This window comes from Enterobacter cloacae complex sp. P18RS, assembly GCF_014982105.1.
Classification (GTDB): domain Bacteria; phylum Pseudomonadota; class Gammaproteobacteria; order Enterobacterales; family Enterobacteriaceae; genus Enterobacter; species Enterobacter hormaechei_C.
Genome location: NZ_JADCKV010000003.1, coordinates 80,715 through 95,350 on the forward strand (window position 1 = coordinate 80,715; position 14,636 = coordinate 95,350).

The following is a 14,636-nucleotide window of genomic DNA, read 5'->3' on the forward strand; positions in this document are numbered from 1 at the left end:
CCAATTCCGCCACCTTCGCATACCATCGACACTGTAAAAGTATCGTAACCACGGAGGCGCATTCTAGATGTTTTCAGCTTTACGTCAACAGAAAATTGCGCACGTTGTTTTGATTGCTGCAAAAATGGGCGATGGCAGCGTCGGCCATCGCCGGACCGGGGGTTTACTTTTTCGCCTGGCGCGTCATCACGGTGCGATAGACCTTAAAGCGGCCCGTCTGGGCGATCACTTCGTGGAAGCCAAAGGTTTCATCCAGCACTTTCGGGTACGCGAGGAAGGCGTTCGCTACGATACGCAGCTCACCGCCGCTGTTGAGGTGACGGGTTGCGCCACGGATCAGCGTTTGCGCCGCTTCAAGGCTGGTCTCCATTCCGTCGTGGAACGGCGGGTTAGAGATGATCATGTCAAAGCGACCGGTCACGTCGGAGAAGACGTTGCTGGCAAACACGTCACCTTCTATGCCATTCGCAGCAAGCGTGGCGCGGCTGGCTTCTACTGCCGGGGCGCTCACGTCACACAGGGTTAAACGCACTTTTGGTGAGTGGCTGGCGAGAACCGTTGACAGCACGCCCGCGCCACAGCCGACGTCCAGCACCTTGCCCTTGGTGTGAGGCGTCAGGGTGGACAGCAGCAGCTTGCTGCCCGTATCGAGCGCATCACGACTGAACACGCCCGGCAGGGTTTTAATGGTCAGGCCGTCAAGCTGGTACTCGTCCCAGAAGGCGTCGGCATCGAAGGTGGTCTGTTTTTCCAGACGACCATGGTACAGGCCGCAGCGACGGGCGCTGTCGATTTTCGTCAGCGGCGCCCAGGCTTCGAGCATCTGCTCTGCGCTACGCACCCCGCTGCGGTTCTCACCGACAACAAAAATATCGCATCCGACCGGCAGCAGAGAAAGCAGGTTCATCAGCTGGAACTGGGCTTCCGGCTTGTTTTTCGGCCAGTAGTAAATGAGCGTATCGCAGTCAGCAATATCGCTCTGCTCCGCCGCCAGGCTAAAGCGCGCGCGCTCGCCCATCTGGCGGCTCAGCACCTGCCAGTGGTGATAGTACTGGGTGTGGGCACGGCTTTCAGCACAGTCGAAACGCGCGGGCAGGTCATCCTGCATATCTCCGGCAAACAGAATACGGCTTTCTTCGAAATCATCACTGTGACGCAGCAAGACTTCACTTGCCGGGGTAAATGCAGACATGAATTGTTCCTCAATAAACTCAGGCGGGGATTATAGTAGGTAGATGGCGCAGTTTCGACACATTTGCTATATTTGCGCGCCTGAGAGACAGGAGTTTTCGCTATGACATCCCGACGAGACTGGCAGTTGCAGCAGCTGGGCATTACCCAGTGGGCTTTGCGTCGCCCGACGGCGTTGCGGGGCGAAATAGCCATCTCCATCCCTGCGCATGTCCGCCTGGTGATGGTGGCAGAAGCGCCGCCTGCCCTGAACGAGCCCCTGATTGAGGATGTCCTTCGCACCCTGAAGGTGACCCGCGATCAGGTATTACAGCTGGCGCCTGAAAGCGTCGCGATGCTTCCCCCTGACAGCCGCTGTAACAGCTGGCGAATCGGGGCGGTGGACGAGCTACCTCTTGAAGGAAGCCAGATCAGTTCGCCAGCGCTGGACGAACTGAAAGCCAACCCAAAAGCGCGTAGCGCGCTATGGCAACAAATTTGCGAATATGAACACGATTTCTTCCCTCACGACGGCTGACCTGACCACCGCGTTCGCGATTGAAACCCGCGCCCATGCCTTTCCGTGGAGCGAAAAGACGTTTGCCAGTAATCAGGGCGAACGCTATTTAAATCTCCGCCTGGACGTTGACGGTGCGATGGCTGCGTTCGCCATCACGCAGGTCGTTCTGGACGAGGCGACGCTGTTTAATATTGCGGTCGATCCCGCTTACCAGCGCCGCGGGCTGGGCAGGGAACTGCTTGAGCACCTCATTCGTGAGCTGGAAACCCGTGACGTTTTCACCCTGTGGCTGGAGGTGCGCGCGTCCAATGTCGCCGCCATCGCGCTCTATGAAAGCTTAGGCTTCAACGAGGCGACTATCCGCCGTAACTACTACCCCACCGCAGAGGGACGTGAAGACGCCATTATCATGGCTCTGCCGATTGGATAACGAAAATAAGGTTGTAACGATGAAATGGGACTGGATTTTCTTTGATGCCGACGAAACGCTGTTTACGTTTGACTCGTTCGGCGGCCTACAGCGGATGTTTCTCGACTATAGCGTGACGTTCACCGCGGAAGATTTTCAGGACTATCAGGCGGTGAACAAACCGCTGTGGGTGAATTACCAGAACGGAGCCATCACCGCGTTACAGCTTCAGCATCAGCGTTTTGACGTGTGGGCTGAACGGTTAAACGTCAGTCCTGGGGTGCTGAACGAGGCCTTCCTGAATGCGATGGCGGATATCTGCGCGCCGCTGCCCGGCGCCGTTTCTCTGCTGGATTCGCTGAAAGGGAAGGTGAAGCTTGGGATCATTACCAACGGCTTTACCGCGCTTCAGCAGATCCGCCTTGAACGCACCGGCCTGCGCGATCATTTCGACGCGCTGGTGATCTCCGAAGAGGTGGGCGTACCGAAGCCGGATCCGCGTATTTTCGATTATGCGCTGGCGCAAGCGGGCAATCCTGACCGCGATCGCGTGCTGATGGTGGGGGATACGGCAGAATCTGATATTCTGGGAGGTATGAGATCGGGCCTGTCGACCGTCTGGCTGAATGCGCATGGTCGCACGCTGCCGGAAGGCATCGAGCCGACCTGGACCGTTACGTCATTGAACGAACTGGAGCAGCTCCTGTGTAAACAATGATTGCCTGCCCCCTGTTGATGGGTAAAATAGCCGCATTTTTCGTATTCCATGATGCGCGGCCTGCTGCCGCGCTTACCTAAGAAGAATTGATTATGACGTTGTCTCCTTATCTGCAAGAGGTGGCCAAACGCCGCACTTTTGCCATTATCTCGCACCCGGATGCCGGTAAAACGACCATCACCGAGAAGGTGTTGCTGTTCGGACAGGCGATCCAGACCGCGGGTACCGTTAAAGGCCGTGGCTCCAGCCAGCATGCTAAATCCGACTGGATGGAGATGGAAAAGCAGCGTGGTATTTCGATTACCACCTCCGTGATGCAGTTCCCGTATCACGACTGCCTGGTGAACCTGCTGGACACCCCGGGGCACGAAGACTTCTCCGAAGATACCTACCGTACGCTGACGGCAGTGGACTGCTGCCTGATGGTGATCGACGCCGCGAAAGGTGTTGAAGATCGTACCCGCAAGCTGATGGAAGTCACCCGTCTGCGCGATACGCCGATCCTCACCTTTATGAACAAACTCGACCGTGACATCCGTGATCCGATGGAGCTGATGGATGAAGTGGAAAACGAGCTGAAGATTGCCTGCGCGCCAATCACCTGGCCGATTGGCTGCGGCAAGCTGTTCAAAGGGGTTTACCACCTCTATAAAGACGAAACCTACCTGTACCAGACCGGTAAGGGCCACACCATTCAGGAAGTCCGCATTGTGAAAGGTCTGGACAACCCGGAGCTGGACGCCGCTGTCGGTGAAGAGCTGGCCGCCCAGCTGCGCGATGAGCTGGAGCTGGTTAAAGGCGCGTCGCATGAGTTCGACAGAGAGCTGTTCCTGAGCGGTGAAATTACCCCGGTCTTCTTCGGTACCGCACTCGGCAACTTCGGCGTTGACCATATGCTCGACGGTCTGGTTGAGTGGGCCCCGCAGCCGATGCCGCGTAAAACCGACACCCGCGAAGTAGAAGCGAAGGAAGAGAAGTTCTCCGGCTTCGTCTTTAAAATTCAGGCCAACATGGACCCGAAACACCGTGACCGCGTCGCCTTTATGCGCGTGGTTTCCGGTAAGTACGAAAAGGGCATGAAGCTGCGTCAGGTCCGTATCGGTAAAGACGTAGTGATATCCGACGCGCTGACCTTCATGGCGGGCGACCGTTCGCATGTAGAAGAAGCCTATCCGGGTGACATCATTGGTTTACACAACCACGGTACCATTCAGATTGGCGATACCTTCACGCAAGGCGAAATGATGAAGTTCACCGGTATCCCTAACTTCGCGCCAGAACTGTTCCGCCGCATTCGCCTGCGCGATCCGCTGAAGCAGAAGCAGCTGCTGAAAGGCCTGGTCCAGCTTTCCGAAGAGGGCGCGGTACAGGTGTTCCGCCCAATCGCCAACAACGATCTGATCGTGGGCGCGGTGGGTGTGCTCCAGTTCGACGTGGTGGTTGCCCGTCTTAAGAGCGAGTACAACGTGGAAGCGATTTACGAATCGGTGAACGTGGCGACGGCGCGCTGGGTTGAGTGTTCTGACGTGAAGAAATTCGAAGAATTTAAACGTAAGAACGAAGTTCAGCTGGCGCTGGACGGTGGCGATAACCTGACCTATATCGCCCCAACCATGGTAAACCTGAACCTGACGCAGGAACGTTATCCTGATGTTCAGTTCCGCAAAACGCGCGAGCATTAATTTCCTTTCAGAGCACGGCAGCCGCCGTGCTCTTCTTTAATTCCTGTGTTATTAAACCCTTGCGGAATGTTCTTAATTCACCGCAATTTTTCGCTATTCGTTCGTTTTTTCCCCAATTCTGAATACACCCCTCTGATTGTGATCTATATTTAACTCAGTGTTTAGCACCGGGCGTGGATGAATTAACTGTTCAATGCATGTCCATCGGTTCTCCATTTTGCCCCGGTGTTAATTCGCAATATATAAAACCAAGATTAGGGAAGTATGTCGCCCAAATAATGGGCAAAACACAGGAATAAATCGATGAATATGACAAGACTGAAGATTTCTAAAACTCTGCTGGCCGTAACGTTGGGTAGTGTCCTGGTAAGCGGTTCTGCTCTGGCGGAAACCAGCACCATGGATAAAGCGCAAAATTCCGCCAATACCGCAGGGGAAAAAATCGATAGCTCTATGAATAAAGTCGGTAATTTCATGGATGACAGCTCAATCACAGCAAAAGTGAAAGCCGCACTGGTGGATCACGAATCCATCAAGAGCACCGATATTTCTGTTAAAACCGACAACAAGGTTGTCACCCTGAGCGGTTTCGTTGAAAGCCAGACCCAGGCCGAAGAAGCCGTTAAAGTGGCAAAAGGCGTTGAGGGCGTAAGCTCCGTCAGCGACAAATTGCACGTACGTGACAGCAAAGAATCGTCGGTGAAGGGCTATGCCGGAGATGCAGCAACTACCAGCGAAATCAAAGCTAAACTGTTAGCTGACGACATCGTGCCATCCCGTATGGTGAAAGTTGAAACCACCGATGGTGTGGTCCAGCTGTCCGGTACGGTTGAGAATCAGGCACAAAGCGATCGTGCCGAGTCAATTGCGAAAGCTATTGATGGTGTGAAAAGCGTCAAAAACGCTCTGAAAACGAAGTAAAGCAGTACCATTCGCCCGTCAGGCTGAAAACCGCGGGCGAAATAAAAACGATTCTGGAAAAGCCGGTGAGTGACCTGAGCGCTCACGTTTAGCGGCCGACATTAACTATGGTAAAGGAGAGGCTTATGTTTCGTTGGGGCATTATATTTCTGGTTATCGCGTTAATTGCCGCCGCATTGGGCTTTGGTGGACTGGCGGGTACCGCGGCATGGGCAGCGAAAATTGTCTTCGTCGTCGGTATTATTCTGTTCCTGGTCAGCCTGTTTACGGGTCGACGTCGCCCGTAGCAAACGCAATATTTACTAAACAAACTCAAGCCAGTCCTCGTGGCTGGCTTTTTCTCGTTTGAGAACCACCGGGGAAGTGCGTTACTGTGTCTCATCAAAATAATGAAAACAGGAAGGCAGAGGTGGGGCAACGAATTCCCGTTACGCTCGGCAATATTGCGCCGCTGACGTTAAAACCGTTTCATGCAGGCCAGCTTGCGCTGGTCTGTGAAGGGGGAGGGCAGCGCGGTATTTTCACTGCTGGCGTGCTCGACGAATTTATGCGCGCGCAATTCAACCCGTTCGATCTCTATTTCGGCACCTCTGCCGGGGCGCAGAACCTCTCCGCCTATGTCTGCAACCAGCCCGGCTATGCGCGCAAAGTGATTATGCGCTACACCACCTCCAAAGAATTCTTCAATCCGGTACGCTTCGTACGCGGCGGGAACCTGATCGATCTCGACTGGTTACTGGATGCCACCTCCAGCCAGATGCCGCTGGCCATGGATACCGCGTCACGACTGTTCGATACCGGCAAAGAGTTCTGGATGTGCGCCAGCCGTGGCGATGACTATTCGCCGGGTTACTTTTCGCCGCAGAAAGAGAACTGGCTGGATATCATCCGCGCATCCAGCGCGATCCCGGGATTCTACCGCACCGGCGCCCTGCTGGAGGGGATAAGCTATCTTGACGGCGGTATCAGCGACGCGGTGCCGGTACAGGAGGCGGCGCGGCGCGGGGCAAAAACCATTGTGGTGATCCGCACGGTGCCTTCGCAGATGTATTACACCCCACAGTGGTTTAAGCGGATGGAACGCTGGCTGGGCGACAGCAGCCTGCAACCGCTGGTGAATATCGCGAAGCAGCATGAAACCACCTACGGCGCGATGCAGCGTTTTATTGAAAAACCACCGGGCAAGCTGCGCATCTTTGAAATTTATCCGCCTAAGCCGCTGTTGAGCATGGCGCTGGGCAGTCGGCTGCCTGCGTTGCGTATGGATTACAAAACGGGGCGGCTGTGCGGGCGTTACTTCCTGGCGACCGTCGGGAAAATGCTGGCGGAGCAACCGCCTCTTCATCGGCATAAAAGCATCATTTTGCCGCCTGCCGTTGTGGCCAATGACGCGGTGGCGATGCCGCTGGTGGACGCGCCGCAGGCCAATGATGGCTTACTCGATAACGAGGATCTGGCGTGACGCACTGCTTTATCGATACCCATTGCCACTTTGATTTCCCGCCGTTTAGCGGGGAGGAAACATCAAGTATTGCGCGCGCGGCTGAGGCCGGTGTGAGAGCCATTATTGTGCCCGCTATTGAAGCGGCGAGATTCGACAAAGTTCTGGCGCTTGCCCGGGAGCACGATGCGCTGTATGCCGCGCTGGGTCTGCATCCGATCGTTATTGAGCACCATCTTGATGACCATCTCGACAGGCTGGATGCCACGCTGCAAAATGCGGATACGAAGCTGGTTGCCATCGGTGAGATCGGCCTCGATCTCTATCGTGAAGATCCGCAGTTTGAGCGCCAGCAGACGATCCTGGATGCGCAGCTCCGGCTGGCAAAGCGCCACGATCTGCCGGTGATCCTCCACTCCAGACGTACCCATGACAAACTGGCGATGCACCTGAAGCGTATCGACGTGCCGCGCAGGGGCGTGGTCCATGGTTTCGCTGGAAGCCTTCAGCAGGCGCAGCGTTTTATTGAGCTGGGCTATAAGATTGGCGTCGGTGGCACCATTACCTATCCGCGTGCCAGCAAAACCCGTGATGTGATGGCGCAGCTCCCGCTGACCTCGCTCCTGCTGGAAACGGATGCGCCTGACATGCCGCTGAATGGTTTTCAGGGCCAGCCCAACCGCCCGGAGCAGGCGGCGCGCGTTTTTGATGTGCTGTGTGAGCTGCGTCAGGAGCCTGAAGATGTGATTGCCAGCGCGCTGCTGGAAAACACCCGCGCGGTCTTCGGCATCACGCTATAAATAAAGGGCCGGGCGGATCACCGTGATCTGCTGCCGTTCCAGGGCCTGCGCCAGCGGCTCGATGTCCTCCGGCGTGGCGCTCCGCCATCGCGCCGCCTCCCCGTAAACCCCATGAGCATGAAACGCGTTGATCCGCACAGGAACGTTCCCCAACGCGTGGATAAAAGCGGTCAGCGATTGCAGATGGTGCAGATAATCACACCGAGCGGGGATCACCAGCAGGCGCAGCTCCGTCAGGCGATGACGATCGGCCAGCCAGCGGATGCTCTGCTTGATCTGCGTGTTTTCGCGCCCGGTCAGAAAACGGTGATGTTCATTGCCCCAGGCTTTCAGATCCACCATCGCGCCGTCAAACACCGGTAACAGCTTTTGCCAGCCGGTTTCGCTTAACAGACCGTTGCTGTCCACCAGGCACGTCAGATGGCGCAGGGACGGATCGGCTTTCATCGCGGTGAACAGCGCAACCACAAACGGCAGTTGCGTGGTGGCCTCACCCCCGCTGACGGTCACGCCCTCAATAAACGGCGCGGACGTGCGAATCCGGGAGAGGATCTCCTCGACGCTATAGCGCTGCGCCATCGGCGTCGCCTGCTGCTGACACAGGTGCAGACAGGTGTCGCACTGCTGACAGTGACTCTCCTGCCACCAGACGCGCCCGGCCTGAATTGCCAGCGCATCATGAGGACAGTGGGGAACACAGTCGCCGCAGTCGTTGCAGCGCCCTATCGTCCACGGGTTGTGGCAGGTTTTGCAGCGCAGGTTACAGCCCTGGAGGAACAACGCCAGACGGCTGCCCGGCCCGTCCACGCAGGAGAAGGGTATGACCTGACTAACTAAAGCGCATCTGCTGTTCATGGCTTATCACGCGCGGCTGACGTTCCAGAATACGGGTATTGCGCGCGGCCTCCTCGCCGAGCCAGGTGGTGTTGGTGCGCGAGCCGGCCTCCCGGTATTTCTCCAGATCGGAGAGCCGCACCATATACCCGGTGACGCGCACCAGGTCGTTTCCGGCTACATTCGCGGTGAACTCACGCATACCGGCGTTGAACGCCCCCAGGCACAGCTGCACCACAGCCTGAGGATTGCGTTTAACCGTTTCCTCCAGGGTGAGAATATCGCTGATCCCCGAATGATAGTGTTTATGATGCGGCGCCACGGCCAGCAGGTGGCTGACAGGGTCCGGTTCGTCGCCGTACGGCAGACGTGCGCCCGGCGTGGTGCCAGAATCGGAACTGATCCCAGACTGGGCATGCAGCATCGCGCGGTGCTGCCAGCCGTGTTTCACCGGCGTGTTTTCAACAAACGCCGCAAGCTGTTCACTGATGCGGTAGCCCAGCGCATTGGCCTGTTCGTTCTTACCGTAACGTCCCGTAATGCCTGCTTTCTCGCACAGCACATTCACCGCTTCGGCCAGACCGTACATGCCAAACATCGGCACAAAGCGATCGGCATCAATCAGCCCCTCTTTCACCAGGAAGCTATTCTCAAAGAAGCCGGATTGTTCATATAGAAAATCGCAGCGCGCATTGATGATCGCGATTTGTTGCTGGCAGTAGTGTGGCAGGGTACGGGTGAAAAAGTCTTCCGGTGAGCGGCTGTGTTCCGCAATCGCTTTCAGGTTAAGGCGCACCAGCGTGCTGCCGCCGCCCGCCAGCGGCAGGGAGTTGTAACAGCTCACCACGCCATAGCGACCTTTTGTGAAAATTTTATCATTCACCGGGCCATTAGAAATATGCGGTTTACTACATTCACAAATGTTTTCCGCCACGCTCAGCAGCAGATCGCTGGGGGTTACATCCGGGTCGTAGATAAAGGTCAGGTTCGGCGCAACCTGCTTCAGTTCGGCATCCGCGCGAAGGATGGCTCGGGTGACAGGCGTATCCGCCGGGCCGATATTGGCATGCATAAACGCATCGGGCAGGGTTCTGTCCAGGTAACGCCAGAAACGTTTTATTCGGCTATCGATTTCATCCTGTGTTAGAATTTTAACATAGGGGCTGAGTATCTCATCGAGCTGGCCCAGATAGACCGGCATTGATGTGACGGACGGAACATGGTGATAAAGGATAGTGAGCAGCGAGAGGGCATCATCCAGATCTTTCGCCCCTTCCAGCTCCAGCCATTCTGATCCGTTAGCCAGAAATTTAGCGTAGTCCGGCAGCACGTAGCGCGGTTTGTAAGGCGCATGGCCTTCGAACATGTCGCAGATGAATCCCTCGTCCAGCGCGGCGCGGGCCGCCTCTGGCAGAGCGGGATAGGGCAGATTGTTCTCCGCTTCCAGCGCCAGAAAATGACGTTTTTGTTCCGGGGTTAACACCGGGCTGGTCACAATGTGCTGGCAACGTTGTTGCAGGGCGTCGGGCATGTTCACTTCCTTGGTTGTTCTGCGGATAGTGAACGAATTGTAGGAAGCCAGCCTGGTGGCGCTTTTGATCAGAACGGGGATATCGCCGATTTAGTCAGCAATTAACGTACTAAAATTTGAAGAAGATCTCATTACAGTAATGCAAATTTGCACACAGTTTTCATTAACTGTGATGAATGTCGAAGTGTGGATGCGGGTGAATGTTAGAATACTCACAGACCCGCAAGGTAAAATTTATACGGCACTGCCGTTGGAGAATGTTATGACCGATTTAACTGCAAGCAGCCTGCGCGCGTTGAAACTGATGGACCTGACCACCCTGAACGATGACGACACCAATGAAAAAGTCATCGCCCTGTGCCATCAGGCGAAAACGCCAGTGGGTAACACCGCCGCCGTCTGTATCTATCCGCGCTTTATCCCGATTGCCCGCAAAACGCTGAAAGAGCAGGGCACGCCGGATGTGCGCATTGCCACCGTAACTAACTTCCCGCACGGCAATGACGATATCGAGATCGCGCTGGCAGAAACCCGCGCGGCGATTGCGTACGGCGCGGACGAAGTTGACGTGGTATTCCCGTACCGCGCGCTGATCGCCGGCAACGAGCAGGTCGGTTTTGACCTGGTGAAAGCCTGTAAAGACGCGTGTGCGGCGGCAAACGTGCTGCTTAAAGTGATCATCGAAACCGGCGAGCTGAAAGAAGAGGCGCTGATTCGTAAGGCGTCTGAAATCTCCATCAAAGCGGGCGCGGACTTCATTAAAACTTCTACCGGTAAAGTGCCGGTCAACGCTACCCCGGAAAGCGCACGCATCATGATGGAAGTCATCCGTGATATGGGCGTGTCCAAAACCGTTGGCTTCAAACCGGCGGGCGGCGTGCGTACCGCGGAAGACGCGCAGCAGTTCCTGGCGATTGCCGACGAGCTGTTCGGCGCCGACTGGGCTGATTCCCGCCACTACCGCTTCGGCGCGTCCAGCCTGCTGGCCAGCCTGCTGAAAGCGCTGGGTCACGGTGACGGTAAGAGCGCAAGCAGCTACTAAGTTGAATTGCCGGGTGGCGCTACGCTAACCCGGCCTACAGGATCGTAGGGCGGGTCAACATATCCGCCGCCATTCACCCGATTCCGCATGGAGGTTACCGTGTTTCTCGCACAAGAAATTATTCGTAAAAAACGTGATGGTCATCCATTAAGCGACGAAGAAATCCGCTTTTTTATCAACGGCATTCGTGATAACACCATCTCTGAAGGGCAGATTGCGGCTCTGGCGATGACCATTTTCTTCCACGATATGTCGATGCCTGAGCGCGTGTCGCTGACCATGGCGATGCGAGATTCAGGAACCGTTCTGGACTGGAAAAGCCTCAACCTCAACGGCCCGATTGTGGACAAACACTCCACCGGCGGCGTGGGCGACGTGACCTCCCTGATGCTTGGCCCAATGGTGGCAGCCTGTGGCGGTTACATCCCGATGATTTCCGGGCGCGGCCTGGGTCATACCGGCGGTACGCTCGACAAACTGGAAGCCATTCCGGGCTTCGATATCTTCCCGGATGACAACCGCTTCCGCGACATTATTAAAGACGTTGGCGTGGCGATTATCGGCCAGACCAGCTCTCTTGCTCCGGCTGACAAGCGTTTCTACGCGACGCGTGACATTACCGCGACCGTAGACTCCATCCCGCTGATCACCGCCTCTATCCTTGCCAAAAAACTGGCGGAAGGTCTGGATGCGCTGGTGATGGATGTGAAAGTGGGCAGCGGCGCGTTTATGCCAACCTATGAACTCTCTGAGGCGCTGGCCGAAGCGATCGTTGGCGTCTCCAACGGCGCGGGCGTGCGCACCACTGCACTGCTGACGGACATGAACCAGGTGCTGGCCTCCAGCGCCGGTAACGCGGTTGAAGTCCGTGAGGCCGTGCAGTTCCTCACAGGCGAATACCGTAACCCGCGCCTGTTCGATGTCACCATGGCGCTGTGCGTTGAGATGTTAATCTCCGGCAAGCTGGCCAAAGACGACGCGGAAGCCCGCGCGAAGCTTCAGGCGGTGCTGGACAACGGCAAAGCGGCGGAGATCTTTGGTCGGATGGTGGCGGCGCAGAAAGGCCCGACCGACTTCGTGGAAAACTACGCGAAATACCTGCCCACCGCGATGCTCAGCAAAGCGGTCTATGCGGACAGCGAAGGCTTTGTCTCGGCTATGGATACCCGCGCGCTCGGCATGGCTGTTGTGTCTATGGGCGGCGGTCGTCGTCAGGCATCGGACACCATTGATTACAGCGTCGGCTTTACCGATATGGCCCGTCTGGGCGACAGCGTTGACGGCCAACGTCCGCTGGCGGTGATCCACGCGAAAGACGAAGCCAGCTGGCAGGACGCGGCGAAAGCAGTGAAGGCGGCAATATCTCTTGACGATAAAGCACCGGAAACCACACCGACGGTCTATCGTCGTATCACTGAATAGCGGTATACTGATCTGATCGCATTTTTATGAAGCACTAAGTACGGAGAACAATTATGAAACGTGCATTTATTATGGTGCTGGACTCATTCGGCATCGGCGCAACCGAAGATGCAGAACGATTTGGTGACGTGGGTTCCGATACCCTGGGTCACATCGCGGAAGCCTGTGCAAAAGGCGAAGCGGACAATGGTCGTAAAGGCCCTCTGAACCTGCCAAACCTGACCCGTCTGGGGCTGGTAAAAGCGCATGAAGGCTCTACCGGTAAGATCGCAGCCGGTATGGACGGTAACGCGGAAGTCGTGGGCGCCTACGCGTGGGCGCACGAGCTCTCTTCCGGGAAAGATACTCCGTCCGGTCACTGGGAAATTGCCGGCGTGCCGGTGCTGTTTGACTGGGGCTACTTCTCCGATCACGAGAACAGCTTCCCGCAGGAGCTGCTCGATAAGCTGGTGAAGCGCGCCAACCTGCCGGGCTACCTCGGCAATTGCCACTCTTCCGGTACCGTGATTCTGGATCAGCTCGGCGAAGAGCATATGAAAACCGGCAAGCCGATTTTCTATACCTCTGCTGACTCCGTGTTCCAGATCGCCTGCCATGAAGAGACGTTTGGCCTGGATAAACTGTACGAGCTGTGCGAGATCGCCCGTGAAGAGCTGACCGAAGGCGGCTACAACATTGGCCGCGTTATCGCGCGTCCGTTTATCGGCGACAAAGCGGGTAACTTCCAGCGTACCGGCAACCGTCACGATCTGGCCGTGGAGCCACCGGCGCCGACCGTGCTGCAAAAACTCGTCGACGAGAAAGACGGCCACGTGGTTTCCGTGGGTAAAATCGCGGACATTTACGCCAACTGCGGCATTACCAAAAAGGTCAAAGCGACCGGTCTGGATGCGCTGTTCGACGCCACCATCAAAGAGATGAAAGAAGCGGGCGATAAGACCATTGTCTTCACCAACTTCGTGGACTTCGACTCCTCCTGGGGCCACCGTCGCGACGTCGCCGGTTATGCTGCGGGTCTGGAGCTGTTTGACCGCCGTCTGCCAGAGCTGATGGAGCTGGTGGGGGAAGATGACATTCTGATCCTGACCGCTGACCATGGCTGTGACCCGACCTGGACCGGTACCGACCACACCCGTGAGCACATTCCGGTGCTGGTGTACGGCCCGAAAGTCAAACCGGGCTCGCTGGGTCACCGTGAAACCTTCGCGGACATCGGCCAGACGATTGCGAAATACTTTGGTACGTCTGACATGGAATATGGCAAGGCTATGTTCTAAACGGATTGGGTGCGGCCTGATGCCCTCACCCCGGCCCTCTCCCACCGGGAGAGGGAGAAACAGAATGTAGGCCGGGTAAGGCGTAGCCGCCACCCGGCAAAAACAACAATGTAAAAGGAACTGAAGATGGCAACTCCTCACATTAATGCAGAAATGGGTGATTTCGCTGACGTCGTATTGATGCCGGGCGACCCGCTGCGCGCGAAGCACATTGCAGAAACCTTCCTCGAAGACGTGCGTGAAGTGAACAACGTGCGCGGCATGCTGGGCTTCACCGGCACCTATAAAGGCCGCAAAATCTCCGTGATGGGTCACGGCATGGGTATCCCATCCTGCTCCATCTACACCAAAGAGCTGATCACCGATTTCGGCGTGAAGAAAATCATCCGTGTCGGCTCCTGCGGCGCAGTGCGCATGGACGTTAAGCTGCGTGACGTGGTGATCGGCATGGGCGCGTGCACCGACTCTAAAGTCAACCGCATTCGCTTTAAAGATCATGATTTTGCAGCCATCGCTGACTTTGACATGGTGCGTAACGCGGTTGACGCGGCAAAAGCGCTGGGCGTTGACGCGCGCGTGGGCAACCTGTTCTCTGCCGATCTGTTCTACTCACCAGAAGGTGACATGTTCGACGTGATGGAAAAATACGGCATTCTGGGCGTGGAAATGGAAGCGGCCGGTATCTACGGCGTGGCGGCTGAATTCGGTGCGAAAGCGCTGACCATCTGCACCGTGTCTGACCACATCCGTACCCACGAGCAGACTACCGCTGCCGAGCGTCAGACCACCTTCAACGACATGATCAAAATCGCGCTGGAATCCGTTCTGCTGGGCGATAAAGAGTAATACCTGTTGTGCCGGGTGGCGGC

Annotated in this window: 15 protein-coding genes; 12 read left to right on the forward strand and 3 right to left on the reverse strand. The window is 56.5% G+C overall.

The genetic code is table 11. From position 1 onward, the window contains the following. Positions 1-163: 163 nt before the first annotated feature. On the reverse strand, positions 164-1,192 hold the full coding sequence (gene rsmC, locus INF61_RS01920) for a 16S rRNA (guanine(1207)-N(2))-methyltransferase RsmC (RefSeq protein ID WP_015572609.1): 1,029 nt from the start codon (positions 1,190-1,192) through the stop codon (positions 164-166). Positions 1,193-1,294: 102 nt separating this feature from the next. On the opposite strand from rsmC, the gene INF61_RS01925 reads away from it, so the two are divergent. From INF61_RS01925 to INF61_RS01960, 8 genes are all read left to right on the forward strand, one after another. Next, positions 1,295-1,708, forward strand: a complete 414-nt coding sequence (locus INF61_RS01925) for a DNA polymerase III subunit psi (protein ID WP_023295888.1) — start codon at positions 1,295-1,297, stop codon at positions 1,706-1,708. After that, positions 1,677-2,120, forward strand: coding sequence for a ribosomal protein S18-alanine N-acetyltransferase (gene rimI, locus INF61_RS01930; protein ID WP_003856565.1), 444 nt, complete (start codon positions 1,677-1,679; stop codon positions 2,118-2,120). The genes INF61_RS01925 and rimI overlap by 32 nt, the downstream gene beginning before the upstream one ends. Before the next feature lie 19 nt (positions 2,121-2,139). After that, positions 2,140-2,817: a pyrimidine 5'-nucleotidase gene (gene yjjG, locus INF61_RS01935; RefSeq protein WP_063135019.1), complete on the forward strand. Its 678-nt coding sequence runs from the start codon at positions 2,140-2,142 to the stop codon at positions 2,815-2,817. A 92-nt stretch (positions 2,818-2,909) separates the two neighbouring features. Then, on the forward strand, positions 2,910-4,499 hold the full coding sequence (gene prfC / locus INF61_RS01940; protein WP_006810210.1) for a peptide chain release factor 3: 1,590 nt from the start codon (positions 2,910-2,912) through the stop codon (positions 4,497-4,499). A gap of 303 nt (positions 4,500-4,802) precedes the next feature. Next, the gene (osmY, locus tag INF61_RS01945; protein ID WP_193547483.1) at positions 4,803-5,420 is read left to right on the forward strand and encodes a molecular chaperone OsmY; all 618 of its coding nucleotides are present in this window, start codon (positions 4,803-4,805) and stop codon (positions 5,418-5,420) included. Positions 5,421-5,545: 125 nt separating this feature from the next. After that, positions 5,546-5,707, forward strand: coding sequence for a DUF1328 domain-containing protein (locus INF61_RS01950; protein ID WP_003856556.1), 162 nt, complete (start codon positions 5,546-5,548; stop codon positions 5,705-5,707). Positions 5,708-5,829: 122 nt separating this feature from the next. Continuing rightward, positions 5,830-6,882, forward strand: a complete 1,053-nt coding sequence (locus tag INF61_RS01955; RefSeq protein ID WP_003856550.1) for a patatin family protein — start codon at positions 5,830-5,832, stop codon at positions 6,880-6,882. Then, on the forward strand, positions 6,879-7,661 hold the full coding sequence (locus INF61_RS01960; protein WP_032652508.1) for a TatD family hydrolase: 783 nt from the start codon (positions 6,879-6,881) through the stop codon (positions 7,659-7,661). Before INF61_RS01955 ends, INF61_RS01960 begins: the two co-directional genes overlap by 4 nt. On the opposite strand, the gene INF61_RS01965 is transcribed toward INF61_RS01960, so the two are convergent. Together INF61_RS01965 and INF61_RS01970 are read right to left on the reverse strand one after the other, a co-directional pair. Then, complete coding sequence (locus INF61_RS01965) at positions 7,656-8,516, reverse strand: YjjW family glycine radical enzyme activase (RefSeq protein WP_193547484.1); 861 nt, start codon at positions 8,514-8,516, stop codon at positions 7,656-7,658. The two genes, INF61_RS01960 and INF61_RS01965, sit on opposite strands and share 6 nt — an antisense overlap. Further along, on the reverse strand, positions 8,491-10,026 hold the full coding sequence (locus INF61_RS01970; RefSeq protein WP_023303053.1) for a YjjI family glycine radical enzyme: 1,536 nt from the start codon (positions 10,024-10,026) through the stop codon (positions 8,491-8,493). Before INF61_RS01970 ends, INF61_RS01965 begins: the two co-directional genes overlap by 26 nt. Before the next feature lie 262 nt (positions 10,027-10,288). On the opposite strand from INF61_RS01970, the gene deoC reads away from it, so the two are divergent. The 4 genes from deoC to deoD all read left to right on the forward strand — a co-directional run bounded on the left by deoC (position 10,289) and on the right by deoD (position 14,613). Beyond that, a complete protein-coding gene (deoC, locus tag INF61_RS01975) occupies positions 10,289-11,068 on the forward strand; it encodes a deoxyribose-phosphate aldolase (protein ID WP_003856543.1) in 780 nt (259 codons plus the stop codon). A 99-nt stretch (positions 11,069-11,167) separates the two neighbouring features. After that, positions 11,168-12,490, forward strand: coding sequence for a thymidine phosphorylase (gene deoA / locus INF61_RS01980; protein WP_032652511.1), 1,323 nt, complete (start codon positions 11,168-11,170; stop codon positions 12,488-12,490). Between the two features lie 53 nt (positions 12,491-12,543). After that, positions 12,544-13,767: a phosphopentomutase gene (gene deoB, locus INF61_RS01985; protein WP_003856540.1), complete on the forward strand. Its 1,224-nt coding sequence runs from the start codon at positions 12,544-12,546 to the stop codon at positions 13,765-13,767. Between the two features lie 126 nt (positions 13,768-13,893). Continuing rightward, positions 13,894-14,613, forward strand: a complete 720-nt coding sequence (deoD, locus tag INF61_RS01990) for a purine-nucleoside phosphorylase (RefSeq protein ID WP_003856538.1) — start codon at positions 13,894-13,896, stop codon at positions 14,611-14,613. The last annotated feature ends 23 nt before the right edge of the window (positions 14,614-14,636 follow it).